Here is a 26,769-nt window from a genome sequence, read left to right on the forward strand (position 1 = left end):
ACGGAGTTTTGAGTTACAGGTTTGCATGTTGGAAGGTTGCAGGTTGCGCGACGACGGGCGATGGGAATTTACCACAGAGACACAGAGGCACGGAGTTTTTTGAGTTACAAGTTTGCAGGTTACAGGTTGCGTGTTCGAAACTCGCTGGCTGCTGCCTACTGCCCACTGCCTACTGCCGACTGTCGCCCCATCTCGTGCCTACTGCCTATTGCCTACTGCCGTCTGCCGTCTGCTGACTCCTGACTTCTGACTACTGGAGAAATTGTATGGAAATGGAAGACTACGTTCGCAAGCTGCGCGAGCGCCGCGCAATTGCCGCCGGCTCGGAGCGCGACCGCGATTCGCAGCATAAGAAAGGCCGCCTGACCGCGCGCGAGCGCATCGACCTCTTGTTCGACCCGGGCAGCTTTACCGAGATCGACACGCTGGTGACGCCGCGCTACGAAACCTATATGGGCGGCAAGCAATCGCGCTTTGGCGATGGCGTGGTCACTGGCTTTGGCTTGGTGAACGGGCGGCGCGTGTTTGCCGCCGCGCAGGATGCCGCCGTGATGGGCGGCTCGCTGGGCGAAATGCACGCCAACAAAATCGTCAAGGCCATGCGCATGGCGCTGCAATATGGCTGCCCATTCATCGCCCTGAACGACTCGGGCGGCGCGCGCATTCAGGAAGGCGTGGACAGCCTGGGCGGCTATGCGCGCATCTTCGACGCGAACTGCGAGGCGTCGGGCGTGGTGCCGCAAATCTCGGTCATCCTTGGGCCATGCGCGGGCGGCGCAGTCTACTCGCCCGCCCTCACCGACTTTGTGTTCATGACCGAAAACAGCTATATGTTCATCACCGGCCCGAACGTCGTCAAAGCCGTAATGCAGGAAGATGTGAGCCAGGAAACGTTGGGCGGCGGCCTGGTGCACAGCCAGGAAAGCGGCGTCAGCCACTTCCTCGCCAAAGACGACGCGCAGTGCCTGGCGATGGTGCGCGAGCTGCTTGGCTACCTGCCCGGCAACAACCAGGACGACCCGCCCTACATCCCGCCCACCGACGACCCCGAGCGGCGCTGCCCCGAGCTGGAAACGCTGGTGCCGACCGACTCGCACAAGCCCTACGACGTGCGCCAGGTGATTGGCAGCGTGGTGGACGACGGGCGCTTTTTCGAGGTGCACGCGCTCTGGGCCGAGAACATGGTCGTCGGTTTTGCGCGCCTGAACGGCTGGGTGGTCGGCATTGTCGCCAACCAGCCGATGGTGCTGGCCGGCACAATCGACATCAAGGCCAGCATCAAGGCCACGCACTTCATTCGCGTCTGCGACGCCTACAACATCCCGATCATCACGCTGCAGGACGTGCCGGGCTTTCTGCCGGGAACCAACCAGGAGTATGGCGGCATCATCCGCAACGGCGCGCGCATGATCTACGCGTACAGCGAGGCAACCGTGCCCAAGCTGATGCTGATCCTGCGCAAGAGCTACGGCGGCGCGTACTGCGTGATGAGCAGCAAGGGCTTGCGCGGCGACCTGCTCTACGCCTGGCCGAATGCCGAAATCGCCGTGATGGGCGCGGAAGGCGCGGTCAACATTCTGTTCCAGGGCGAAGTGAAAGCCGCCGCCGACCCGGCCGCGCGCCGCAAGGAGCTGGTTGAAAGCTACGAAGATCGCTTCAATAACCCATATGTCGCCGCCTCGCGTGGGCTGATCGACGACGTGATCGAGCCACGCGACAGCCGGCGCATGCTCATCCGCGCCCTGGAGCTGACGCTGTCCAAACGCGATCGCCACGTCCCCAAGAAGCACGGAATTTCGCCCATGTGATTTACGATTTCAGATTGACGATTTACGATTGCTGAGCCTCAAATCGTAAATCCAAAATCGTCAATCGTAAATTCGGAGAAGATGATGTTTAAGAAAATCCTTATTGCCAATCGGGGCGAAATCGCCGTGCGCATTGCGCGAACCTGCCGCGACCTGGGCATCACCTCGGTGGCAGTGTACGACGCCACCGACGTCGGCTCGCTGCATGTGCGCCTGGCCGACGAGTGCGTGCCGCTGCCGGGCGCGCTGGGCGAAACCAGCGGCGACGCCTTTATCGCAATTGCGCGGGCGGCCAGCGCCGAGGCAATTCATCCCGGCTATGGCTTTCTGGCCGAAGACCCAGCCTTTATCCGCGCATGCGACGCTGCGGGAATCGCGTTCGTTGGCCCGCCCGCCGACGTGGTCGAGCTGCTGCGCGACAAAATCGCCACGCTTGCGCGCGCGGCGGCGGCTGGCTTTGCAACGCCGGCCCACTCCGAGCGCGCCTTTCATGCCGATGAGCTGGAGGCGCTGCGCGCCGCCGCCGCGCAGCTTGGCTACCCGCTGGTGATCAAATCGTGCCGGGGCGGGCGCGGGCGCGGCACACGCCTGGTGCGCGGCCCGGGGCAGCTCGAAGCCGCGCTGGCGCAGGCGCTGGCCGGCTCGGTCGCGGTATTCCACGATGCGCGCGTGTACCTCGAGCGGGCCGTGCTGCCTTCGCGCTATGTCGAGGTGCAGCTGCTGGGCGACGGGCAGGGCAACCTCATCCACCTGGGCGAGCGCGACAGCTCGATCCAGCGCAACAACCAGAAGATCGTCACCGAGTCGCCCGCGCCCTACCTGAACAACGAGCAGCGCGCCGAGCTGTGCGGCCTGGCGCTGCGGATCGCGCGCCTGTTTGACTGCCGCAGCGCCTGTACCGTGGAGTTTGTGGTCGATGACAATGGCGCATTTCTGTTCACCGAAATCAAGCCGCGCATCCAGGTTGAGCACCCGGTGACCGAGATGGTGGCGGGCGTGGATATTGTGCGCTCGCAGCTGCGCACCGCCTGGGGCGAGCCGCTAACAATCCGTCAGGGCGATGTGCTGCTGCGCGGCTGGGCCATGCAGTGCCGCATTCGCGCCGAAGACCCGCACAATAACTTCCTGCCCAGCCCGGGCCGCATTGCGCTGTTTCGCCAGCCGGGCGGGCCAAACGTGCGCGTGGACACCTACGCCTACAGCGGCTGCGACATCCCGCTCACCTACGACCCGATGTTTGCCAAGCTGATCGCGTGGGGGCGCGACCGCGAGGATTGCCTGAACCGGGTGCGCCGCGCGCTGGAAGAAACCTTTATCACCGGCGTGCAAACCAACCTGCCGATGCTGCAGCGCATTGTTGCGGAGGCGGATTTCGAGCGCGGCGCGTACACCACCGAGTTCAGCCGGCGCGCCCTGCCCGATGCTGCAAGCAGCCCCGCCGAGCTGCGCGACATGGCCGCGATTGCGGCGGCGGTGTATGCGATGCGCGCAGGCGCGGCGCAGCCTACCCAGCCGGCGCAGCTCCAGTCGGGTTGGCATCGCTCCAGCCGCACGCTGCCGGGCTAGTAGAGCTTTTCGGAAATCCGACGCTGGTTCTGACGAAAGACCAATGACGAAAGACGAAGCGCAAGGTGGTCATTCGTCCTTCGTCTTTCGTCTCAGCAATCAGAACCGAACTTCGACCGAGCTGTACTAGCCGATCATTGAACGAGCTGGCACTGCCCGGCTCCTATGTGGAAACGCACGATGAACAAGATACAGGTTCGCATCGACGAGGAATCCTTCGACGTGGACGTGCAGGTCGATCCGCGCAGCGGCATCACCGCGACGATTGCGGGCGAGGCGCTGCCTGTCACATTCGGCTACCACGCCGATGGCACGGTGGCCTGGGCGCTGGTGGGCGGGCGCTCGTATGAAATCGAGCTCGACCCGCAGCTGCGCTGGCTGCACACCACGCGCGGCCAGCACCGCCTTGAGCTGCACGACCGCGAGGCACAGGCGCAGCGCCCCGCCAGCGGCGACGGCCGCGTCAAAGCGCCCATCCCCGGCACGGTCGCGCGCGTGCTGGTGCGCCCCGGCGACGAAGTTTCCGCCGGCCAGCCCTTGCTGGTGCTCGAAGCCATGAAGATGGAAAACGAGATCCGCGCCCCGCGCAGCGGCGTTGTCGAGCAGCTCAACGTCGCCGTGGGGCAGAGCGTGACGCTCGGCACGGTGATGGTGGAGATTGGGTAGCGGGAAAATTCCGCAGATGCGGTTTTGTCGCAAGGTTGTGTTGGGAAGAAAAATACGCACTACGCACTATGATTTTGGCTTTGTAGTGCGTAGTGCGTATTTATAGTCACTCAAAAGAACAGATCACGCGCGCTGCCTGATCTGTTCTTTTGTTGTGCCATTCCGGCAAGGCGTATAATGGCGGGCAGGAACCATGACCTGTGCCGGCCAGCCACTGCGGGCATTCGCGGGGCATAGGCGTACAGCCTGCAATGTGAGACAGCCTCGCTTATGACCAACCCAGACGACCTGCACACGATCCACACCACCGATGGAGACTATGCGCTGCAGGAATACCGGCTTGGCCTGGCCGGCCGCAGCTGGACGATTCTGCACACCGACGCGATGCTGACCCACGCCGACGAGATGCGCTTCTTTGGCGAAGGGCGGCCGTATGGCGTGGCGCTCTGGCCCGCCGCAATCGCGCTGGCCCACGAGCTTGCGTCGCGCGCCGAGGAATTGCGCGACACCCGCGTGTTGGAGCTGGGCGCGGGCACCGGCCTGCCGGGCATTGTCGCCGCGTCGTTGGGCGCGCGCGTGGTGCAGACCGACCGCCAGCGGGTGGCGCTGGCCGTGTGCAAGCGCAACGCCGCGCTGAATGGCATTGGCGCGGTGACGCACCGCCTGGCCGATTGGACCGACTGGCACGACAACGAGCGCTACGACTGGATCATCGGCTCGGACGTGCTGTATGGCGAGGTACTGCACCCGCACCTGCGTCGCATCTTTGAGCGCAACCTCGCGCCGGGCGGGCGCGTGCTCGTGTCCGACCCGTTCCGGGCGGCGAGCCTGGCGCTGCTGGAAGCCCTCGACGCCGATGGCTGGGGCGTGGCGCTGAGCAAGTGGAGCGTGGGCGAGGAAGATGAGCCGCGCGCAATCGCGGTGTACGAGCTTGCGCCGCCGCGCTGAGCGTTGGGTGCGGTGAGTGAATTTATCCACAGATTACACAGATAGCACAGATTTTGTCATTAGCGCTGGAGAAAACGACTAAGCCACAGAGAACACAGAGGACACCGAGTATAGCGCTTGTACCAGATTCGAGTAAACACTTGCACTTTATCATTCTGAACGGAGCGCCAGCAAAGTGAAGAATCTCCTATTCACGGCCATGAGAGATGCTTCGCGGAGTGTAACCCTGAGCGAAGCCGAAGGGCTCAGCATGACAATCAAGAAGTAATTATCCGTTTTTGGTATCAAACCTCAGTGATCTCTGTGCGCTCTGTGGCTCAATTCATCTGCGTAATCTACGGATTTCCCTCCTAAATGTAGTTCATCTGGCGCGCGGTGGCCAGCAACTGCTCGCGGAAATCGGGGTGCGCGACGTTGATCAGCGCGCGCGCCCGCTGCGCCAGCGTGGCCCCGTGCAGCCGCGCCACGCCATATTCCGTAATCACAAAATGCACGTCATAGCGGCTCGTCACCACGCCCGCGCCCGCGTCGAGCGTGGGCACAATGCGCGAGAGCTTGCCGCCCAGCGCGGTGGCGGGCAGCGCAATAATCGGCAAACCCTCTTCCGAGCGCGCCGCGCCGCGAATGAAATCGACCTGGCCGCCCGCGCCGCTGTAAAACTGCGTGCCAATGCTGTCGGCGCACACCTGCCCGGTGAGATCGACTTGCAGCGCCGAGTTGATCGCGACCATGCGGCGGTGCTGCGCGATCACAAACGGATCGTTGATATAGTCGGTCGGGTGCAGCTCGACCATGGCGTTGTTATGCACCCAGTCGAACAGCCGCCGCGAGCCGAGCAGAAAGCCCGCCACCAGCTTGCCACGGTGCAGCGTTTTGGCCTCGCCATCGACCACGCCCGCCTCGACCAGATCGACCACGCCATCGGAAAACAGCTCGGAGTGAATGCCCAGGTGGCGCTTGTGCGACAGGTAGCGCAGCACTGCGTCGGGAATCGCGCCAATGCCGAGCTGAAGGGTCGCGCCGTCGGGGATGAGGTCAGCAATGTGCTGGCCGATGCGCTCGGCCACCGGGTTCGACTCGCCCTGCGGCAGTTCGGCCAGCGGGCGGTCGGTTTCCACGCACGCGCTGATCCGCGAAATGTGAATGAAGCTGTCACCGAGCGTGCGCGGCATTTGCGCATTGACCTCGGCAATCACCGTGCGCGCAAGCTGCGCCGCCGGCAGGGTGCAGCCCACTTCGACGCCAAACGAGCAGAAGCCGTGCTGATCGGGTGGCGAGACCTGGATCAGCGCGACATCCAGCGGCAATTGGCCCGAGCGAAACAGGCGCGGAATTTCCGACAAAAAGATCGGCGTGAAGTCGGCGCGGCCTTCGCGCACCGCCCGGCGCACATTCGCGCCAATAAACAGGGCATTGTGCCGAAACGAATCGGCCAGCTCAGGCGAGGTGGTCGGGTCGTCGCCGGCCGTCAGGATGTGCAGAATTTCGACATTGCGCAGCTCGGGCGCGCGCTCGACCAGCGCATCGAGCAGCGTGCTGGGCACGCCGCAGCCACCACCAATATAGACGCGCTGCCCCGAATGCACCAGCGCGAGCGCGTCCGTGGCGCTCATGGTGCGGGGCAGCCTGGCAGAAGCGAGGTTCATAGTATCTCCAGCTGGGTTGCCGTGGCCGGGCCGCGCAGTCGCGCCTGTACCTGGGGCGCGTGCGCTTCGCCGCGCAGCAACCCAACCGCACGCGCCAGCGCGCCTTCCTGGGCCATTGCGCGCTCGATGCCGGCGTTGGCGATCGGTAGCAGAAACGGAAGCAAAGCGTTATTTAAGGCGTGCGCGGCAGTGCGCGCCACCGCGCTCGGTATGTTCGGCACCGCGTAGTGCAGCACGCCTTCGGCCAGGAAGGTCGGCTCGCGGTGGGTGGTTGGCCGGCTGGTCGCCACGCAGCCGCCCTGGTTGATCGCCACGTCAATCACCACGCTGCGCGACTTCATGAGCCTGACGTGTTCCTGGCGCACCAGAACGGGCGCGCGGTCGCCGGGCTGCTGCACCGCGCCGATCAGCACATCCGCGAAGGGCAGCACATGCTCGATTGCACTTTCGGTGCTGAGCCGCGTCGTGACGTGGCCGCGACAAATGCGTTCGCAGTTGCGCAGCCGCTCCATGCTGTGGTCGAGCACGGTGGTGTGCACACCCCAGGCGCTCAGGCCGTAGGCCGCATTCACGCCGACCGTGCCCGCGCCCAGGATCACGACCTCGGCCGAAGGCACTCCCGGCGTGGGGGCCAGCAGGGTGCCGCGCCCGCCGAATGGCGTTTCGAGCAGGCGCGCGGCGAGCTGCGGCAAGAGCCGCCCGGTGATCTCGCTCATGGGCATCAGCACCGGCAGCGCGCCATTCTCGCCAATCAGCTCGTAGCTGATGGTGGTGGCGTGTGTGGCGGCCAGGGCGGCCAGCGCGCGGCGGTGCATCAGCGCGAGGCCCAGAAAGCCACATAGCAGCTGGCCCGGCCGCAGCCACTCAAAGGCCGCCTCGGGCACGCCATCGACCGTCACCAGCAGGTCGCCGCGGGCAATCGCTTCTTCGGCGCTCCACACCAGCTGCGCGCCCGCCGCGCTGAACTCGGCGTCGGCAAAGCCGGCCCCGTCGCCCGCGCCGCGCTCGACATACACGCTGTGCCCGGCGCGCGTGAGCGCCTGGACGCCGGCTGGCGTCAGCGCCACTCGCTGCTCGTCGTTGAGGCATGCGCGTGGTAATGCAATATCCATAAGCCCGCTCCAGCTCGCTACACTGCGGAGTCACATTCGAGCGCAGAATAGCACGGCGCAGGCGCGCGGCGCGGGAATGAGTCGTTACGCGGGGTTGCTGTTTGGGAACTGTGGAGGAGGGGTGTGGGGCAAAATGCCTCATACCAAATACGGATGATCACTTCGGAATTGTCATGTTTCGCTCTGTTCAGAATGACAAAGGAACAGTGTTTACCCGGACTTGGTATCAGTTATTCATATCAAGCTTCTGGTATCTATGAGGATGACCGATTCTACTTACATTTTCGGCCAAATGTTTACAATATCCGCAACGCACGCCGAGCGGCGTGCGTTGTATGCTAAGTGCAAAATTAAACAGTGGGATTTAGAAGAATTTCTGAGCTAGCTCAGAAGCTTTAATGATGGCCTCAACCATGCCAGCCGCAGCACCTACGCCCTGCAAAAGAGCTTTTGCTTCATTAAGACGATCAAGAATAGTTTTCCTATCAGCATCGGGCTTCTTCGCCTGATTTACAGCCTTTTCAATTTGATAGCGTGCATCGCTAATAATTTCTCCGTCGATGACTTCTGCTTCGCCAGCCTTCGTTAGTTCAGTTCGCAGCTTTTCCAATTCCTGTACAAGCTCCAGGCGATTCTGAACTGCACCGAAGTTAATGTCACCTGCTGCATTATATTGGTAAGTTACTGTTTGACCACGTTGATCAAAGTTAGCATGGTATGAAGTATGAACAAGCTGAGGGTATGGAAGCCGAAAATTGTTTTGAACTGCCATCTTTCCTGCTTGTTCGGCTTGAATAATTTCATATTTTCCTTGACTAACCATGTCTCTAATAAAATCAAGATTTCCGAGTTGGTCACAAGCATCATCATATCGCGCATCATTGATAACCAGTTCTTCTTTGATCTGCTCACGAGTAAACATTGGTCTTGAAGATTTCGTTTGTACTATATAGCGAAGAATACGTTCGGCATCAAGTGAAAGTGGTTGGCGGTTTTCAAGTTCTTGTTCCAAATATAAAATACCAGTGATTGTTAAAGAGCGATGCCCATCAATTCCGCCCATAGTACCATCAAGATATCCTCCCTTTAATAGATAAATATCTGCTTTATTAAATTCTTGCTCAGTCAAACCTGCTAGCTGAACTAAGTCACGACAGACAATCCACTCATCCACACCCGTATCGCGCTCGTGAAGCGTTCGAAGAATGATAAGAGCGTCCTCCTTCATTGATGCCATAATAGCCTCCATCTTCACTATTTGAATGCTGCAATGGTATACCAGACGCGCACTTGCGTGAACGAATATACCAGACCCTTGCCCATCCTCACAAAATAAGCCTAATCTCCGTTAGGCTAAAGTATAGCATAAACGTTCTGAGTTCGCTATCCGAAGATCACAATGTGCTTTGGGGAATTTATGAGTATTGGCGCAGAAGGCTGGCTCAAAGAGGCAGTCTGTATTGCTGGAGACAGAGATTACAGCACAACCCGGCAGCCGCACCGCAGATCGACCGTCGCGGGCATGGCAAGCTCGACCGGGCGCAGCTCGCCGGCCTGATAATACAGCACCCGCCCGGCTCGCGGGTCGCAGATCAGCACATCCGCGATCCCGCAGTCGAGGTAGAACTGCGCGCCATCTGGCCCGAGGTCTTTTTCTTCATAGCCCACGCTCAGAATCTCGATCACCGCCTGCGGCAAAACCTCAAGGGCTTCATCGCTATCGGGCGGCTCTTCGCAGAAAATCGCAATGTCGGGGCGCTTGAGCGAGCTATCGGGGTCGGGGAAGCGAATCAGCGTGTCGGCGAGCGCAAAGCAGGCACAGCCATCGCCCCGACTGGGGATGGGGCCAATCGAGCGCTCAATTCGGCGCGAGGCCTTCTGGTGGCGACTCGCGGGCGATGCCTCGACCTTGAGACGGCCGCGCACGTGCTCCAGGCGAACCGGCGCGCCGCTGGCCGCAGTCTGCACAATCAGCTCTTCAATGGTTGTCGTCGATGCCGACATTGCCTGTTCCAACGCTGTCGCTGCATTATGATTATGTACCGAAACTAATCATCCTGTTGAAGAGAAGGTAATTCTACAGTATCAGGATCGAAAAGATTTTGAAAATTTATAATTGGTGGTAACAGAGGAGGTAAACCCGCTTTAATTGATGCAGTCGCTATTGTTTCACGAATAAATGGAAACAAGGCTGAAGGAGCTATATTAGCGGCAATTATGCGTAATTCTCGTTCTAAAGCCTCAGGGCCAGTATCAGATGCATCGATTTCAAAAGTCGCTCGATACGTAACGCTGACTCTAAGGCCAGGGGTTTCCTTAATTTCTGTCAACAACTCAATATCAAGACGTTTTGCCTCTGGGCGGGCCAAACCCAAGCGAAATGCAAATGGTAAATTTACCCATTGTTCTGGAATATTATCTACATCTTCTCGCACAAACTCAAAAGCCCATAATTGCGGAGGAGATATTCGAACAAGTCCTTCTTTATTTTGTTTTCGCTTTTTAGCAGGCATCTTCGATAATCTCCCCCAAATCAAGAAGCGAGCTTAAATCATTTAGTTGCAAAGTCGGAGCTTTGGGAGCAATCAGTACCTCGTTTGTATGGCGAAACGAAGCTGTTTTCTGCAAGGTTAGGCCGCTTTCAATGAGAGCTTCGCTATGCGCAAAACGAGAATTTTGCGACATTGTTTTCACCAATGCTACAACCTCATTCTGCCATCTGGTTGTTGGTAGGGCAAATGTACCTGAATGAATAGCTTGAGAAAGTTTTTCAGTGACCCAAGCATTAATACTTTGCCCTTTTTGCGTAGCTGCTATAGCAATATCACGATGGAGATTTGGTTCAATACGAATAAGAAATCGGCCAGAAAAAGGCTTTTCGGGCGCCTCACCTCGCTCTGCACAGAATTCTAAATAATCATCAACCGAGTCAGCAAATTCTTGGCGAAGTTCTTCCACAGTAGTACCTTGAAAAGTTATGACATCGCGCATATTCATAACTTGACCATGAAACAGGCTTGCCTCATTATCAAATTCAATGCGCGCAACGTAGCCTTTATACTCCATCATAATTCAACCCCTGCTGCGGTAAGAAAGTCTCGCATCGATTTCACAGCTCCCTTATCCGTTTCCTTTTCTGGATGGGGACGATGAAAAACAGCGCGCACTCCATTAAGGGCAACGCGAACCCGAGAGCCTCTACCTTCTGAGATTTGAGCACCCAAGGCGTTCAATAAAGCTTCGATATCCTGCCAATGAATATTGGATCGAATAGGATCTTCGAATATTTGTTGTAATGTAATTCTATGTCGGCTGCGCATACCTACATGCTCGAACCATAGAAACCTACCTCCTGTCCAATATGATATCACAATATGATATCATATTCAATATTGTGTTTGAAGTATTTTCAAAAGATAAGCTCTCCTGATCTCGCAGCGAAGGATATTCTCAGCTCTTGCCCTGGGCTCTAGAGTACAGTACTAACGCTCAGCCCTTAAGTGTTAGAGAGTGTGGAGGGCAAGCAAAACACCCCGGCGATTGCTCGCACGGGGCGTGGGTGGTGGGCGATACTGGGCTCGAACCAGTGACCTCAGCGATGTCAACGCTGCGCTCTAGCCAACTGAGCTAATCGCCCGCGCCGCTAATAGTAGCATTGGGGCCAGATCCTGTCAAGCTCGCGGGCAGCGCGTGATAGTATCCACAGATTACGCAGATTTCGCAGAGCTATCAGAACCAAGAACTAAAACGAATGGTATGCCTTCATAAGGCCCGCAAGCCCGCGCAGGCGGGCTTCGCCATCTCTAGCCCGCCTGTTCACGGGCCGGGTGCGGGATGCAATGCACGCCAAGACGTTCGGGCAGCGCGCGCCGGTCTGCGCTATAACTGGACTTTTGCAGATTTGCGGCAACAAGCTTCTGAGCATATGATCAGGCGAGCGTTGGTCTACCAGTTGGGAGGCACAGGTGCCAGCAATTGTCGCGATACCACAGGTGGTCGAGGAACTGCTGGTCCAGTTCGCCGACCTGTTTCCAAATGAGCCTTCACGCCGCCACTTTGCCGAATACCTGACCGGGCTGTTTGTAGCGGAGCACAAGACCGTGAGCGGTATCACGCGAGAGTTTGCCGCCCCACCCGACCAATCCACTCTCAATCGATGGTTGACTGAAGCGCCCTGGGATGTCCAGCGCATCAACGCGCACCGGCTCGAATGGCTTCAACAGGACGCTGCAACGCGCTATCGTCACGACGGCGTTATCGCGATCGATAACACTTTGATAGATCATGACGGCAAACTGATAGAGGATGTCGGCTATTTCTGGGACCATGCCGACAAACGCCACCTGATCGCCCACGATTACCTGTTTGCCAACTACGTCAACCCGAGTGGGAAGCATTATCCGCTCGATTTCCGGCGCTTCCGCAAGCGCGAGCAGTGCGACGACGAGCGCCCGTTCAAGAATCACACCGACCTCGCTAAGGAACTGATCGATTGGGTTGTCGCTGAGGACATACCGGGCGACTTCACCTTCGACAGTTACTTCACCAACGCGCCAATTATGAACACCCTCCACGCCAAAGGTCGCAGCTACATCGGTGATTTGAAAGCCAACCGAGTGATTGTAGTCAGCGGGAAGCAGACCAGCGTGACTGAGTGGGTCAAAACGCTCACGCCGCTTGTTCGCACCAAGTTTACGGTCGGCGGTCACACGCAATGGTACTTCACCAAGTCCGTTCGTCTGCCCAATGTCAACCACCCAGTGCGTATTCTGGTGTTGTGGTCAGAAGCAGAAGCTGCGACGCCACGCAAGATCCTGATCAGCAACCGAACCCAGTGGGAAGCTCATCGCATTTTGAAGGTCTACAAAAAGCGCTGGACAGGGACGGAGACCTTTCATCGGGACGGGAAGCAGCATTTGGGCATGGGCGAGTGTCAGCTCAGGGACGGGATGGGCCAGACCAGGCACATGCACCTCGTCGTCCTGGCGTACACGGCTCTGATGCGCCAATTGAAGCATGATCGTGCCTTCGAATGGGCTCACACACGCCTGATGACCATTGGCGAGTCCTGTCGCACCATCGCTCGCGAGACCTTGGGCAAAACGCTTGCTTGGGCCATCGAACAATCGCACCAAGGCATGACTCTGTCCGATATCAAGCTCCGTTTGGCTTTACCCTGAGCTTTCGCCTATTTCTGCAAAACCTTAGCTATAATGCACGCACATCTGAGCGCACAGCCAAACATTTATGGTTCAGCATTCCGTACAATTTTGCAGCACCTGCGGCAGCCGCGCCACCCCGCGCGCGCTGTACTGCGTCGATTGCGGCGCGCGGCTCGCGCCCTCGGCGCGCCATGCCCGCTCGCCCCGCCCGGCCGGCGTGCGCGTTGGCGGGCGCTACATCCTGCGCCGCCTGATCGATATGGGCGGAAATGGCGCAGTCTACGAAGCCGAACATGCTCTGCTTGGCACTACGCACGCGCTCAAGGAAACGCTGGCCGCCGATGCCGAGTCGGTTGCGCAGTTTCTCGCGGAAGCCCGCCTGCTTGCGCGCCTCGATCACCCCGTGCTTGTGCGCGTCACCGACTATTTTGTCGAGCCATCCGGCGCGGCCTTTCTGGTGATGGATTATGTGGCCGGCGAGACCTTGCAGCACAAGCTCGAACAGCCCAAGCTCGGCTACAGCATCTCGGATGTGCTGGGCTGGCTCATTCAGCTCTGCGCCGCGCTCGAATACCTGCACGGCTACCGCGACCCGGCCACGCAGCAGCTGCACCCCGTCATCCACCGCGACATCAAGCCGCTGAATATTGTGCTCACGCCCGCCGGGCAGGTCAAGCTGCTCGACATGGGCATTGCGCGTGTGGCCCGCCCCGGCGAAGCAACCTCGCGCGTGGCGCGCGCCGTCACCGAGCCGTTTGCGCCGATTGAGCAGTATGGCGCGGGCACCGACCAGCGCAGCGACATTTATGCGCTGGGGATTATGGCCTATGTGCTGCTGACGCGCCAGCTTCCGCCCTCGGCGCTGGAGCGCGTGGCCCAGCCAAGCGATTTGAAGATTCGCGCAATCAACCGGGCGGTGCCTGCGCCCGTTGCCAGCGCCATTGAGAAGGCGATGATGCCGCAGCCCGAGGCGCGTTTCGCCACAGCTGCCGCGTTTCGGCGCGCGCTGGAGTTGGGCTGGGTGGCGGGCGACCGGCTGGAGCAGGCCGCGCAATCCACGCCCTCGGGCCGGCTTGGCCGCGAGACGGGCCTGCTTGGCGCGCTGCGCCGTGCGCTGGCGGGTGCGCCGCCGGCCCCCGGTGCCGAGCCGGGCGCGCTGGCCGCGCAGTCGGCGGGCGGCTTTACGCTGGCCGAGCGCCTGGCCGAATGGCGCTCACACGCCGACCGGCGCGGCGCAATCGAGTGCCTGCTGGCCCTCACCCGCGACGGCGACGCGCCCCCGCAATTGCGCCTGACGATCAGCATCAGCGAGCGCGGCCAGCGCGGCAAAATGACCTTTCTGCAAATCACGCTGCCCGAAACCGAAACCCGCGCCTTTATCACGCGCCTGGCCGAGCTGCCGCGCCTGGCCGCGCGCCTCACCGCCGAGGTTGCGGTGGAAGTGGGCCGCACCGCGCTCAAGGGTGAGTGGCCGGGCGGGAGGGGCCCGCTGACGCTCAGCATCCGCAGCACTGGCCCGCGCGGCGGCGTGAAAACCAGCGCCTTCGCCCTCGATCGTCGCCAGCTCGAATCGCTGGTTTTCGAGCTTCAGCACGGTCTGCGCAGGGTGCGGTGAGCGAGGAGTCAGGAGTCAGCGGGGGAGTTGGCAGGAGGCAGTGGGCAGTAGGCAGTGGGCAGTGGGCAGTAGGCAGTGGGCAGTAGGCAGTGGGCAGCAGCCAGCTAACACAAAATCTCCGTGCATCTGTGCCTCTGTGGTAAATTCCCGCCGTCGGTCGTCGCGCAACCTGCAACCTTCCAACCTGCAAACTTGCAAACCTGCAACCGCGGCAAAAGCAAGGCGCAAACCTTCTAACCTGCAACCTGCAACTTCTTGCGCCCTTCGATACGCGATTGCGCCGCACTCAGGAGGCGAATCGTTCTTTGGTCTTCCCAATCGTAAATCGCAAATGGTCAATCGTAAATTGATAAGCCTCTGTGTCTCTGTGGTAAATTCCCTTCGTCGGTCGTCGCGCAACCTGCAACCTTCCAACCTGCAAACTTGCAAACCTGCAACCACGGCAAAAGCAAGGCGCAAACCTTCTAACCTGCAACCTGCAACTTCTTGCGCCCTTCGATACGCGGTTGCGCCGCACTCAGGAGGCGAATCGTTCTTTGGTCTTCCCAATCGTAAATCGCAAATGGTCAATCGTAAATTGATAAGCCTCTGTGTCTCTGTGGTAAATTCCCTTCGTCGGTCGTCGCGCAACCTGCAACCTTCCAACCTGCAAACCTGCAACCCACCCTACGGCAGGCGCTTCAGCACCACCAGCGTCAGGTCGTCGAAGGGCGGGCGCTGGCTGAACTGGCGCAGCGCCGCATTGATCGCGCCCACCAGCTCGGCGGCCGTGTCGGCATGGTGCGCGGCAATCACCTCGCGCAGGCGCGGCACGCCAAACGCCTCTTCCTCGCCATTGATCGCCTCGGTCAGGCCGTCGGTGTAGCACACCAGCACGTCGCCGGCCGCTATCTCGGTTTCGGCCTCGCTCAGCGGTGCTTCCTCCAGCACACCCAGCGCCATGCCCGGCGTCGTCAGCTCGCTCACCGTGCCGTCGGCGGCGCGGAACAGCAGCGGCGGGTTGTGGCCGGCGCAGGAAAAGCGCAGCACGCCGCTGTTGGGCTGCAAGATGCCATAGAACAGCGTCACAAACATCGCCGAATCGCTGTCGCGCGTGATCCAGCGGTTGGCACGCGCCAGCGCCACACTGGGCGATGAGCCGTCGAGCGCGGCGGCGCGCACCAGACTGCGCGAGAGCGTCATAAACATGGCGGCGGGAATGCCCTTGTCGCTCACATCGGCCACCACAAAGCCCAGCGGCTGGATTTCCAGCGCTTCGGTGGATGTTTCGGCTGGTGGCAAACCCAGCTCCAGCGTGCTCACGCCCGCCGCACGCGGCAGCCGCCAGAAATCGTAGAAATCGCCGCCCACCAGCCGCGCCGAGCGCCAGTCGGCCGCCAGCTCCCAGCCGGGCAGGTTTGGCACATTCCCCGGCAGCAGCGTGGTCTGGATCTCGCGGGCCACGCGCAATTCTTCTTCCAGGCGCGCCGCCTCGGCGGCCTCACGCGCCAGCAGCGCGCTTTCCAATGCGCCAGCCACCTGATTCGCAATGCCGGCGCAGAGCGTCAGCTCGCGCGCGGTGAAATGGTGCGCCGCGTCGTCGTAATCGGCCACCAGCATGCCCAGCGTGGCGCCGCGCGCTGTCAGCGGCAGGGCCAGCAGCGCGCCGCCGCCAAAGGGCTCAAGGATGGGCGGGCACATATACGTGCGCGAACGGGCGTCGGGCAGCTCAAGCGGGGCCATGGCGCGGCGAGCTTCGGCCAGCAGCGGCGCTTCATTTTCGTCGAACGCCGCGCCAATAAAGGTTGCGCGCTGCGTGGGTGCAAGCCCGTAAGCCGCCAGCGGCGTGAAGCTGCTCGTTTCGCGCTGCCATGTCAGGCAGTAGCAGCGGTCGCAGCCGAGCAGCAGCGGCGGCAGGCGCACAATCGCGGGCAGCAGTTCATCAATCGACGAGGCGTGCGCGATATTCTCGGCCACCTGCAAGAGCGAGTTGAGCGTCCATGCTTCTTCGCGCTGGGCGGTGAAGGCGCGCGCGCTCTCAATCGCCACCGCAATCTGGTCGGCCAGCGTGCGCATCACAAACAGGTCGCCCTGCTTGAAGCGGCCAGCCTCGGCGCTTTGCACATCCAGCACGCCCACCGTCTGGTCGCCAAAGCGCAGCGGCACCGCCAGCTCGGCCAGCGTATGCCAGTCGTCGCCAATATAGCGCGCATCCTGGCGAACATCGTTCACCAGCACCGGGGCGGTGCCCGATGCTGCCGCGCCCACAATGCCATTGCCGCGCGTGATCGCCAGCTGGCGCAGGCGGGCCAGCGACTCGCCCTGGGCGGTGCTGGCGCGAAACACCAGCTCGCCGCTCGGTTCCTGCGTGAAGATATGCACCGGGTGGTAGCCGAAATGCTCGTTGATCAAGCGCACCACCGAGGGCAAGAGCTGATCGAGATCGAGGATCGCGCTGATGCGCTCGCTTACCTCGTGGATGGCCTGGAGCTGCACGGCGCGCTGGCGTGCTTCGGCAAAGGCGCGGGCTTTGGCAATCGCGATCGCGGCCTGGTCGGCAATCAGCGAGAGCAGGCGCAGGTCTTCGGTGTCGAACGCGCCGGGCTGGTAGCTCTGGATGGAAATGCTGCCAATCACATCTTCGCCCGCGATCAGCGGCACGTAGATGCCGGCGCGCGGCGGGTTTTCGCTCTGGTAGCGCGGGCGGGCCGGCAGCTGGTCCATTTCCTTCAAAAAATCTTCGACCAGCAGCGCCCGCCCGGTTTCGCGCATCCACCCAACGATCCCATCGCCACTCGGCAGATCGACCACCAGCGGCGGCAGGCGCACGCGATCCTGCACGCGCACGGCCAGCGTGTAGCGGTCGCTGTCGGGATCGAACAGGCCCAGGTGGAACGACGAGGTATCGATCAGCTTGCTGGCCTCGCGGTAGATCAGCTCGCACAGCGCTTCGACATTCAGCTCGGCGCGGATGATCGCCCGGCTGACGTTGTTGAGCTGGGCCAGCTCGCGCACCGAGCGGCGCTGGCGCTGCAAGTTGAGCGCGGCCCGCCGCACCGAAATGCTGCCAGCCAGCAGGGCCGCGCCCGCCAGCACGAAATACACCAGCGGCAGACGCAGGTAGATCGCCGCGCCCAGGGCCGCAATCGGCAGTGGCGCAACTTCGGCGCTCAGCGCGGGCCGCCACGCCGCCCGAAACCATGTGACCACCCCGCTGCGCCCGCCCTGCAACAGCTCGCGCAGGGCGCGGCTGCCCTGCACCACCAGCACAAAGCACAGCGCAAAGCAGAACATGCGCCGCCCGATCGCATTCGGGTCGGGAACAAGCGCGTCGGCCAGCGCGCCGCCAAGCAGCAATGCGAGGGCGCGCACGCCGCTGCGCAGCATCGGGCGGGCGACCAGCAGGTAGAAGCTGCGCGGGCGGCTGTAGAGCAGCGGCAGCAAGAGGCCAAACAGCAAGCCCGACACGGCCGCCACCAGCGCGCCCAGCGGCGCGCCCAGCGCCAGCGCGGCGCTCACCAGCACAATGCCAACCAGGCTATGCGGATCGGAAGGGGGGATGCGGAAGCCGACGCTTTCGACCAGCAGCGCCAGCGCGACAAACAGGAGCAGCAGCGCCGAGGGGAGGCCAGCCGGCAGCGCCAGGCCCAGCACGGCCCAGCCAATCAGCCCCACCGCTATGCAGTAGATGTTCAGCCAGTGTGCGCGCTTCACGCCGAACCCCGCCCAAAGGCGCGCAGCGCTTCCTCCCGCGTGGGATGGATGGCAAATAGCTGCGTAAAGCCTGTGAGCGTAAAGACCTCGTGCACCTGGGGCTGCAGCGCGCACAGGCGCAGCTCGCCGCCTTCATGCGCAAGCAGTTCCTTGCGCACCAGTAGCAGCGCGCGCATGCCGCTGCTGCTCAGAAAGGTGACGTGGGCAAGGTCGAGCAGAATGTGGCGCGTGCCGGCCGCGATCCTGGCCGAAACGTCGGCAATCGACTGCTGCGTGCTGACGGCATCGAGGCGGCCGGCCAGCTCGAAAACTTCGGCAGAGGAAGCAACCGGCAGCTGCTTGGTCATGGTCAGCAGGTTGCCCTGCGCGTCGTCGAACGTAAACGCGACCGAGTCCATCAGCCGGCCCATGAGATAGATGCCCAGCCCGCCGGCCTGGCGTTCTTCCAGTGGCGAGGTAATATCGGGCGCGGGCACGTCGTCGGGGTTGAAGCGCCGCCCGCGGTCGCGCAGCGTCACCACCAGCTCATTGCTCGCAATCTCCCAGCCGAGGTCGATGATGCCGGGGTCGCTTTCGTCGTAGCCGTGCTGAATGATGTTGGTTGCCGCTTCGTCCACAGCGAGCTGCACCTGCCAGGCGGCATGGTCGTCGAGCCCGGCCTGAGCAGTAGCGTCGGTAATAAACTCGCTAATCGGGGCGAGCGCGTCGAGCGTTGCGGGAAGCGAAAGTGTTTGCATGGGCATCAGCAGGCTGGCAGGCGCGAGCCAGCCCTGCCCGCGCGAGGGGGCGGCTGGCTCGCGCCTGCAAAGGCGGCCTAGAACGAACCGACGGCCGTGAGCGTGTCGGTGTAGATCTCGAACAGTGAGGTAAAGCCAGTGAGATCAAACACCTCTTTGATGCGCGGGGGCAGGTTTGCAATCCGCACATCGCCGCCTTCCAGATCGGTCAGCTTGCGGTCGCGCGCGCGCTTGCGGGCCTCGATCAGCACGCGCAGGCCCGGGCTGGCGATGTAATCGAGCGCAGCCATGTCGAGCACAATGCGGTAGCGGCCCTGATCGAACAGCGCGTCGATCTGCTGTTTGAGGTGCGGAGCGCTGGCGGCATCCATGCGCCCTTCCAGCGTCAGCAGATCAACCCGGTTGAATTTCTTGTGCGAAATGTCCATAGACACAGCCTCCTTGAACCCTCTCGGCTACGGGGATCGGGCGCAGAAATACTTGCCAGGCGTTCGGTGAGGCCTATTATAGCACGGAGCCTAGCGCCAAACAATCAGCCCTGCGCAGGTTGCGGGGTTCGGGTTGCAGGTTGCACGTTTTGAATGTTGAATGTTGAGTTTTGAGTGTGTACGAACCTGCAACCTTCTGGTCGGTCGTTGGCAGTGAGCAGTGAGCAGTAACCTGCAACTTGCCAAACCTCCGCGCCCTCCGCGCCCTTTGCGGTTCATTCTTCGTCCTTCGTCCTTCGTCGTTCGTCATTCGTCGTTCGTCATTCGTCGTTCGTCATTCGTCGTTCGTCAATCCCTCGTCGGTAGACAGGTGCAAATCGGCGGGCTATACTGTCGTGGCGAAATGGAGGGAACCGTGATGGTGGAAGCAGATTTCGAGCTGATCGGGCGCGCGGGTGAGCTGGCTGCGCTCGGCAAAGCGATCGACGCGGCGAGAAGCGGCGCGGGCGGTATTGTGCTGCTGGCGGGCGAGGCGGGCGTGGGCAAAACGCGCCTGCTCGAAGCTGGGCTGGCGCGCGCGGGCGTGCTGGCGCTCTCCGGCGAAACCAGCGAGCTGGCAACCCCGCCCTACGGCCCGATCATCGCCGCGCTGCGCGGCTTCTTGCGCGCCCGCCCCGGCGGCCTGGCTGCCTGCGGCCCGCTGCTGCCCTTCCTCGCGCTGCTCCTGCCCGAGCTAGGGCCGCCCGCGCCCACAGCCGACCCAAGCGCGCTCACCGAGGCCATTCGCAGCGCATTCGCTACCATTGCGCGAAACGGCCCGGCCGCGCTGGTGCTGGACGACCTGCAGTGGGCCGACCATGCGACGCTGGAGCTGCTGCCCGCGCTGGCGGGTGCGCTGGCACGCGAGCGCCTGCTGATCGTCGGCGCGTACCGAAATGATGAGATCGGGCGCGGTCACCCGCTGCGCCGTCTGCGCAACGACTTGCGGCGCGCGCGCCTGCTGCGCGAGATCGCGGTTGAGCGGCTCGACCAGGCCGGCACGGCTGCGCTGGCCGCCCGCTCGCTTGGGCAGGCGCCCGGCCCGGCGCTGACTGCCGCGCTCTACGAGCGCACCGACGGCCTGCCGCTGTTTGTGGAAGAGCTGGCTGGCGCGCTGGCGCTGCGTGGCCGTTTGCAAAGCGGCAAAGGCGGCCTGGAGCTCGCTCCCGGTGCGCAGCTGCCCATCCCCGACACCCTGCGCGACGCGGTGCTCTTGCGGCTCGACGGCCTGCCCGAAACGGCGCTGCGCCTGCTGGAGCTGGCAGCCGTTGCCGGCCCAGCATGCGATCTTGAGCTGATCGAAGGGCTGGCTGGCGGTATCTACGGCTTCGAAATGCTGGTCGAGCGCGGCCTGCTCGACGAAAGCGCGCCGGGCCGGGCGAGCTTTCGGCACGCGCTCACCCGCGAGGCCATCTATACCGATATCGCGTGGGCACGCCGCCGCACCCTGCACCGCCAGCTTGCTGAAGGGCTGGAAGCGAAGGGCTTGCCCCCACAGGCAGTTGCCGAGCACTGGCTGGCCGCGCGCGACCCCGAACGTGCCCGCGATGCCCTGCTGCGCGCCGCCCGCGCATCGTGCGCTATTCACGCCTACCGCGACGCGGCCGGAGCGGCGCAGCGTGTGCTGGAGCTGTGGCCCGACGGCGCCGACGAAGGCGGGCGGCTCGGTGTGCTCGATCAGCTTGGGAGCTGCGCGCAGCTTTCGGGGCAGTTGCCCGAGGCGGCGCGCGCCTGGCGCGAAGTGGCCGACGGGTGGCGGCAGCGCGGCGAGATGCGCGCCTGCGCCGAGGCCGAGCGCAAGCTTGCGGGCGCGGCCGAGCTGCAAGGCCACTGGGATCGGGCGCTGGCCGCGCGCGAGGCTGCCGCGTATGCATTCGCCACGGGCGGCCTGCCCGCCGAAGCCGCCGCCGAGCGCCTTTCGGCAGCGGCGCACCTGCGCTCGGCTGGGCGTTTCCGCGCCGCGCTCGATGTGCTTGCGACCGCCGACGACGAGGCCAGGCGCGCCGCCCGCCCCGACACGAGCGCCCGCATTCTGGGCTTGCAGGGCAATATTCTCGCCCGCATGGGCCAGCTTGCCGAAGGGCTGGCGACCGTGCAGCGCGGGCTGGCGCTGGCTCTTGAGCAGAACTTCGCCAGCGCATCGGCCGAAATCTACCAGCGCCTGGCCGACGCGCTGGAGCACGGCGGCGACTACCCCGGCGCCCGCGATGTCTACCTCACCGCCTTCGATTTTTGCCAGACCAACGCCGTCCCCGCCACCGCGCAGTTGTGTATCGCCTGCCTGACGGCGGTGCTGCGCCAGACTGGCGAGTGGGATCGCGCAATGACACTGTGCCGCGAGGTGCTGGCTTCCGATCACAGTTCGGCGCACGCTCGCACGGTTGCCAGCGGCATGCTTGGCTCGCTGTATGCCCAGCGCGGCCAGCCGCGCCACGCCCGCGCCCTGCTGCTTGAGTCGGCGGCGCTGTCCCAGCGCATCGAGCTGGCGGCAATGGAGCTGATGGCGTCGTGGGGTCTGGCGCTGCTCGACGATCTGAGTGGCGAGCCTGCCGCCGCCGCCGAACACTGCCGCGCCATGCTTGGTCGTTGGGAGCAGATCGAAGATCGCCATTATGCAATCGCGCCATTGCGCTGGGCCGTCACACTCTTCGCCGGGCAGGGTGCCGGTGCCGACGCGCGCGCCTGTGCCAACGCCCTGGCCCGCATTGCCAGCGCCACCGGCCAGCCCGAAGCGCTCTCGGCGCTTGCCCACGCGCTGGGCGAGATCGCCCTGCTCGAAGGCGAGCCGCAGCAGGCGGTGCAGCAGTTCGTTCAGGCGCTCGACCTGCTGCGCGATGTCGCGGTGCCGTTCTGCCACGCCAGCACACAATTCCGCGCGGGAATGGCCTGCGCAGCCGCCAGCCAGCGCGACGCCGCCGTGGCGCACCTCGCCAGCGCCTACCGCAGCGCCCGCAAGCTCGGCGCGCGCCCGCTCGCCACGCAGATCGCCCAGGCGCTTGCAGAGCTGGGCGAACCACTGGCCGAGCGCATTGGCGCAGGCGCGGCTGGCCGCTTCCGCACGGCAGACCTGACGCGCCGCCAGCACGAAATTCTGCGTCTCGTCGCGCAAGGGCAAACCAACGCCGAAATCGCGCACGCGCTGGTGCTTAGCCCGCGCACTGTCGAAATGCATGTCGCCAACATTCTCGCCACGCTCGACAGCCGTTCGCGCGCCGAGGCCGTGCGCCGCGCCACCGAGCTTGGTCTGCTCGAAAGCGTTAGCTAGCTAGTGCATTTTCGATTTACGATTTTGGATTTACGATTATGCTGAGGCGCATATTGATGATAAGCGCCACTGAAATCCGCACAGGTCGTTTGATATTGCACTAGGTGCGCCTTGCTTTTGCCACGGTTGCAGGTTTGCGAGTTGCAGGTTGGCAGGTTCCAGGTTTGCGAGTTTACGAGTTGCAGGTTCGTGCTTCCTGCCGACTGTTTGGTTCTGCGGTTCTTGGTTCTGCGGTTCTTGGTTCTGCGGTTCTGCGGTTCTTGGTTTTCGGTTCTGCGGTTCTCGGTTCTGCGGTTCTTGGTTCTGCAGCTCAGTGCTTACTGCCAACTGCCAACTGCCTGCCGCTAGGTTCTGCGCTTCCGCCAACTACCGTATCAGCTGTGCAAAAATACCGTAGATCCCCGCATCTCAAATCGCGCGCTTCGGCCTATACTGCATCCCATTGAAGCCAGCGTGAAGCACGCGCGCCAGGCCCACCGGGCAGAAAGACCACCACCATGCACGACCTCCTGCACACCACTGCCGAGCGCGCCGCCCAGTATCTCGCTGGCCTCGACTCGCGCGATGTTGCGCCCACCGCCGAGGCGCTGGCCCGCCTGCCCGAGCTGGGCGGCGCGCTGCCCGAAACGCCCAGCGACCCCGCCGCCGTCATCGACCTGCTCGACCGCATTGGCTCGCCCGCAACGGTTGCGTCGGCCGGCGGGCGCTATTTTGGCTTTGTGGTGGGCGGAACCTTGCCGGCAGCGCTGGCCGCCAGCTGGCTCGCAACCGCCTGGGATCTGAACGCCGGCATGAAAATCATGGCCCCGGTCGCCACTGCGCTCGAAGAAATCGCCCAGCAGTGGCTGCTCGACGCGCTGAACTTACCGAAAGACGCAAGCGTGGGCTTTGTAACGGGCGCGACCATGGCCAACTTCAGCGCGCTGGCCGCCGCCCGCCATGCCCTGCTTGCGCGCGCCGGCTGGGATGCCGAGGCGCAGGGCTTGTTTGGCGCGCCGCCAATTACCGTCATTGTGGGCGAGGAAGTGCATGTCAGCGTGCTCAAGGCGCTTGGCCTGCTGGGCCTGGGCCGCGAGCGCGTAGTGCGCGTGCCAGTCGATAATCAGGGCCGCATGCGCGCCGACGCCCTGCCGCCAATCAATGGCCCGACGATCATCTGCCTGCAGGCTGGCAATGTCAACACCGGCGCGTGCGACCCGCTGGAAGCAATCTGCGCAATCGCGCACGACGCCGGCGCGTGGGTGCATGTCGATGGCGCGTTCGGCCTGTGGCTGGCCGCCGCGCCCGCGCGCGCGCACTTGGTGCGTGGCCTCGCGGAAGCCGACTCGTGGGCCACCGACGCGCACAAATGGCTCAACGTGCCCTACGACAGCGGGCTGGTGTTCTGCCGCCACCCCGCCGACCTGCGCGCCGCCATGTCGGCCACCGCCGCCTACCTGCAGCAGGACGATCGCGGCGAGCCGTTTCACTACACGCCCGAAATGTCGCGCCGCGCCCGTGGCGTCGAGGTTTGGGCCGCCCTGCGCTCGCTGGGCCGCGCCGGCCTGGCCGACCTGATCGAGCGCAGCTGCCAGCACGCCGCGCATTTCGCCGCCGGCTTGCGCGAATCTGGCTTCCAGGTGCTGAACGACGTTGTGAGCAACCAGGTGCTCGTTTCGTTTGGCAGCGCCGAAACCACCCGCAAGGTCGTGGCAGCCATTCAGGCTGGCGGCGAGTGCTGGTGCGCCGGAACCGTCTGGCAGGGGCAAACCGCCATGCGCATCAGCGTCTCGTCGTGGGCAACCACCGCAGGAGATGTGGAACGGAGCCTGGCGGCAATGCGGGCGGCTGCGGCTTTGGCCCACGCTGATCCCGCCGAATCGTTGCAGTAAACACACTCATCTCACCCACCCGAATAGTTTCGCGCGGCGAGCCCACAGCCATCCGCGCACCCATCCGGTGAGCTGCGTGGCTCACCCTGGGCATTGCCTTGCCCAGGAATCAAACCATCACCATGAAATTCTGAAAGGAACCGACATGACCGCCACCCAAACCCAAACCGATTTCGCAGCTGTGAAAACTCGCCAGCAGGCCACCTGGTCGTCGGGCGATTACGCCATCATTGGCACCACGCTTGCCATCACCGGCGAGATGCTGTGCGAGGCCGCCAATATCAGCCCCGGCCAGCGCGTACTCGACGTAGCTGCCGGCAATGGCAACGCCACGGTTGCCGCCGCGCGCCGCTGGGCCGATGTCACCTCCACCGACTACGTGCCGGCGCTGCTGGAACGTGGCCGCGCCAAAGCCGAGGCCGAGCGCCTCCAGGTCGAATTTCAGGAGGCCGACGCCGAAAACCTGCCCTTCGCCAACGCCTCCTTCGACGCAGTGCTCTCGGTGTTTGGTGTGATGTTCACGCCCAACCAGGAGCAGGCCGCCAGCGAGCTGCTGCGCGTCTGCCGGCCCGGCGGCGTCATCGCCCTGGCCAGCTGGACGCCCGAAAGCTTTATTGGTCAGGTGTTCCGCACCATTGGCCGCTACGTCCCGCCGCCGGCCGGCGTAAAGTCGCCCGCGCTGTGGGGCAGCGAAGACCGCGTACGCGAGCTGTTCGGTAGTGGCATCAGCGCCCTGCGCGCCGAGCGGCGCACCTACACCTTCCGCTACCGCTCGGCCGCGCACTGGCTGGACGTTTTCCGCAGCTACTACGGCCCAATGCTGAAAGCCTTCGCCGCGCTGGACGAAGACGGGCGCGCTGGCCTTGAGCGCGACATGCTGGCCCTGCTCGAAGTCTCGAACACGGGCGGCAGCACAACCCTGGCGGTGCCGAGCGAGTACCTGGAAGTCGTTGCGACGCGGGCGTAATGCCAGTTGAGCCACAGAGCGCACAGAGAGCACTGAGTATGGCTATCAAACTCAGTGCTCTCCGTGCGCTTGGTGGCCCAGTGTCAATTCTTTTCAAATAGCGACAAAGACTCGAAGACACCAAGATTTTAGTGCATTCTAAAGCCCTTCGTGCCTTCGAGTCTTCATGGCAATCGTTTCTTACTCCTTCACCAAGCCCTTTCGAACCATGCTCTGCGCAGCAGCGACAATTGCCTCACGCGGGTCGCGGGGCGTCCAGCCGAGCACGCGGCGCGCCTTCTCATTCGAGGTCTTTTTGGCATAGCCCAGGTCGGGCACGTTCGGACGAAGATCGGGCGAGAACAGCGCGGCGACGCGCACAACAATGTCGGGAAGCGAGCGGGTTGGCACATGCTTCGCCGCATCGCCAAGCTCGGCCCTGATGATTGCGCCAATTTCCTTCAGCGCAATCGCTGGCCCATTCGAGAGCAGAAAGCGCTGGCCGGCAGCGCCGGGGCTTGTCATCGCCAGGATGTGCGCGGCAGCGACATCACGCACATCGACGATTGGGATGAACAGGTTTGGGAAGCCGGGCATCGCCCCGTCGAGCATGGTCTTGATGATGTGGTTCGCGCCAGAAATATCCTTTCCCATCACTGGCCCCATCACCGCCACGGGCAGCGTCGTCACCAGCTCCATTGGCCCACCCTCAGCGGCCATGAAATCCCACGCGGCGCGCTCGGAGAGCGTTTTGCTCTTGCCATAGGCATCGACGCCGGGGCCATTCAGGATCGTCCAGTCTTCTTCGGTGAATGCGCGCTCGCGATGCGGATGCCCCCAACTGACGGCATGGAACGCCGAGGTCAGCACCACGCGCCCGACGCCCGCATCCCGCGCCGCGCGCAGCACGCGCAATGCCCCTTCGCGCGCTGGAATGATCAGATCGTCTTCGTTCGCAACGTGGCCGGGCTGCACTGGCGATGCCACATGCAGCACATAATCGACATCGGCCACGGCGGCGGGCCATCCTTCATCGCTCAGCAAATCTGCGGCAACAAAGCTCAGATTCTCGCCATGCGTCATGCCCGCGTCGTCGAGGGCGGCCCGAGCGGCGGCTTCTTTCCCAGGCGAGCGAATGGTGGTGCGGACGCTATAGCCTTGTGCAAGCAGCTGGATGATGCAGTGGCCAGCAATAAAGCCAGAGCCACCGGTAACAAGAACGCGCTTCTGCGTCATAAGCGGGCTTCCTTTGTTGCTTCGAAATTGT

The 26,769-nt window shown here is 62.9% G+C and carries 20 protein-coding genes and 1 tRNA gene; 9 read left to right on the forward strand and 12 right to left on the reverse strand.

Annotated features, from left to right (window positions below):
- Positions 1-272: 272 nt before the first annotated feature.
- From M1P90_RS25950 to M1P90_RS25965, 4 genes are all read left to right on the forward strand, one after another.
- The gene (locus M1P90_RS25950) at positions 273-1,808 is read left to right on the forward strand and encodes an acyl-CoA carboxylase subunit beta (RefSeq protein WP_483704689.1); all 1,536 of its coding nucleotides are present in this window, start codon (positions 273-275) and stop codon (positions 1,806-1,808) included.
- A gap of 81 nt (positions 1,809-1,889) precedes the next feature.
- Entirely contained in the window at positions 1,890-3,374 is a 1,485-nt protein-coding gene (locus M1P90_RS25955) for an ATP-binding protein (RefSeq protein ID WP_483698485.1), read from the forward strand.
- A 180-nt stretch (positions 3,375-3,554) separates the two neighbouring features.
- The gene (locus tag M1P90_RS25960; protein WP_483698486.1) at positions 3,555-4,040 is read left to right on the forward strand and encodes an acyl-CoA carboxylase biotin carboxyl carrier protein subunit; all 486 of its coding nucleotides are present in this window, start codon (positions 3,555-3,557) and stop codon (positions 4,038-4,040) included.
- A gap of 270 nt (positions 4,041-4,310) precedes the next feature.
- Positions 4,311-4,988, forward strand: coding sequence for a class I SAM-dependent methyltransferase (locus M1P90_RS25965; protein ID WP_483698487.1), 678 nt, complete (start codon positions 4,311-4,313; stop codon positions 4,986-4,988).
- A 350-nt stretch (positions 4,989-5,338) separates the two neighbouring features.
- On the opposite strand, the gene M1P90_RS25970 is transcribed toward M1P90_RS25965, so the two are convergent.
- The 8 genes from M1P90_RS25970 to M1P90_RS26005 form a co-directional block, all read right to left on the reverse strand.
- Positions 5,339-6,634 carry an acetyl-CoA hydrolase/transferase family protein gene (locus M1P90_RS25970; RefSeq protein WP_483698489.1) on the reverse strand — a complete coding sequence of 432 codons (1,296 nt, stop codon included), beginning with the start codon at positions 6,632-6,634 and terminating at the stop codon, positions 5,339-5,341.
- Complete coding sequence (locus tag M1P90_RS25975) at positions 6,631-7,746, reverse strand: alanine dehydrogenase (protein ID WP_483698490.1); 1,116 nt, start codon at positions 7,744-7,746, stop codon at positions 6,631-6,633. Before M1P90_RS25975 ends, M1P90_RS25970 begins: the two co-directional genes overlap by 4 nt.
- A 364-nt stretch (positions 7,747-8,110) precedes the next feature.
- On the reverse strand, positions 8,111-8,983 hold the full coding sequence (locus M1P90_RS25980) for a hypothetical protein (protein WP_483698491.1): 873 nt from the start codon (positions 8,981-8,983) through the stop codon (positions 8,111-8,113).
- Between the two features lie 239 nt (positions 8,984-9,222).
- The gene (locus tag M1P90_RS25985) at positions 9,223-9,750 is read right to left on the reverse strand and encodes a Uma2 family endonuclease (RefSeq protein ID WP_483698492.1); all 528 of its coding nucleotides are present in this window, start codon (positions 9,748-9,750) and stop codon (positions 9,223-9,225) included.
- Between the two features lie 44 nt (positions 9,751-9,794).
- Positions 9,795-10,259: a protein-export chaperone SecB gene (locus M1P90_RS25990; RefSeq protein ID WP_483698493.1), complete on the reverse strand. Its 465-nt coding sequence runs from the start codon at positions 10,257-10,259 to the stop codon at positions 9,795-9,797.
- The gene (locus M1P90_RS25995; RefSeq protein WP_483698495.1) at positions 10,249-10,815 is read right to left on the reverse strand and encodes a type II toxin-antitoxin system HicB family antitoxin; all 567 of its coding nucleotides are present in this window, start codon (positions 10,813-10,815) and stop codon (positions 10,249-10,251) included. The genes M1P90_RS25990 and M1P90_RS25995 overlap by 11 nt, the downstream gene beginning before the upstream one ends.
- The gene (locus M1P90_RS26000; protein WP_483698496.1) at positions 10,812-11,066 is read right to left on the reverse strand and encodes a type II toxin-antitoxin system HicA family toxin; all 255 of its coding nucleotides are present in this window, start codon (positions 11,064-11,066) and stop codon (positions 10,812-10,814) included. Before M1P90_RS26000 ends, M1P90_RS25995 begins: the two co-directional genes overlap by 4 nt.
- 240 nt (positions 11,067-11,306) lie before the next feature.
- Positions 11,307-11,383, reverse strand: a tRNA-Val gene (locus tag M1P90_RS26005).
- A 328-nt stretch (positions 11,384-11,711) separates the two neighbouring features.
- Between M1P90_RS26005 and M1P90_RS26010 the strand changes: the two genes are divergently transcribed.
- A complete protein-coding gene (locus tag M1P90_RS26010) occupies positions 11,712-12,926 on the forward strand; it encodes an IS701 family transposase (protein WP_483696970.1) in 1,215 nt (404 codons plus the stop codon).
- 67 nt (positions 12,927-12,993) lie between these two features.
- Positions 12,994-14,523: a serine/threonine-protein kinase gene (locus M1P90_RS26015; RefSeq protein WP_483698497.1), complete on the forward strand. Its 1,530-nt coding sequence runs from the start codon at positions 12,994-12,996 to the stop codon at positions 14,521-14,523.
- A 666-nt stretch (positions 14,524-15,189) separates the two neighbouring features.
- On the opposite strand, the gene M1P90_RS26020 is transcribed toward M1P90_RS26015, so the two are convergent.
- From M1P90_RS26020 to M1P90_RS26030, 3 genes are all read right to left on the reverse strand, one after another.
- The gene (locus M1P90_RS26020) at positions 15,190-18,216 is read right to left on the reverse strand and encodes a SpoIIE family protein phosphatase (RefSeq protein WP_483698498.1); all 3,027 of its coding nucleotides are present in this window, start codon (positions 18,214-18,216) and stop codon (positions 15,190-15,192) included.
- On the reverse strand, positions 18,213-18,953 hold the full coding sequence (locus M1P90_RS26025; RefSeq protein ID WP_483698499.1) for an anti-sigma factor antagonist: 741 nt from the start codon (positions 18,951-18,953) through the stop codon (positions 18,213-18,215). The genes M1P90_RS26020 and M1P90_RS26025 overlap by 4 nt, the downstream gene beginning before the upstream one ends.
- Before the next feature lie 77 nt (positions 18,954-19,030).
- Positions 19,031-19,381: an STAS domain-containing protein gene (locus M1P90_RS26030; RefSeq protein WP_483698500.1), complete on the reverse strand. Its 351-nt coding sequence runs from the start codon at positions 19,379-19,381 to the stop codon at positions 19,031-19,033.
- Positions 19,382-19,799: 418 nt separating this feature from the next.
- Here M1P90_RS26030 and M1P90_RS26035 point away from each other — a divergent pair, with 418 nt between their 5' ends.
- The 3 genes from M1P90_RS26035 to M1P90_RS26045 all read left to right on the forward strand — a co-directional run bounded on the left by M1P90_RS26035 (position 19,800) and on the right by M1P90_RS26045 (position 25,523).
- Positions 19,800-22,685 carry a helix-turn-helix transcriptional regulator gene (locus M1P90_RS26035; protein WP_483704691.1) on the forward strand — a complete coding sequence of 962 codons (2,886 nt, stop codon included), beginning with the start codon at positions 19,800-19,802 and terminating at the stop codon, positions 22,683-22,685.
- Between the two features lie 497 nt (positions 22,686-23,182).
- Positions 23,183-24,556 (forward strand): pyridoxal phosphate-dependent decarboxylase family protein, encoded by a 1,374-nt coding sequence (locus M1P90_RS26040; protein ID WP_483698501.1) that lies wholly within the window; start codon positions 23,183-23,185, stop codon positions 24,554-24,556.
- A 145-nt stretch (positions 24,557-24,701) separates the two neighbouring features.
- Entirely contained in the window at positions 24,702-25,523 is an 822-nt protein-coding gene (locus M1P90_RS26045) for a class I SAM-dependent methyltransferase (RefSeq protein ID WP_483698502.1), read from the forward strand.
- Positions 25,524-25,703: 180 nt separating this feature from the next.
- Here the strand turns inward: M1P90_RS26045 and M1P90_RS26050 are convergent, their stop codons facing one another.
- Complete coding sequence (locus tag M1P90_RS26050) at positions 25,704-26,738, reverse strand: SDR family oxidoreductase (protein WP_483698504.1); 1,035 nt, start codon at positions 26,736-26,738, stop codon at positions 25,704-25,706.
- Between the last annotated feature and the right edge of the window lie 31 nt (positions 26,739-26,769).

The sequence above is a fragment of the Kouleothrix sp. 19917 genome, assembly GCF_057073505.1.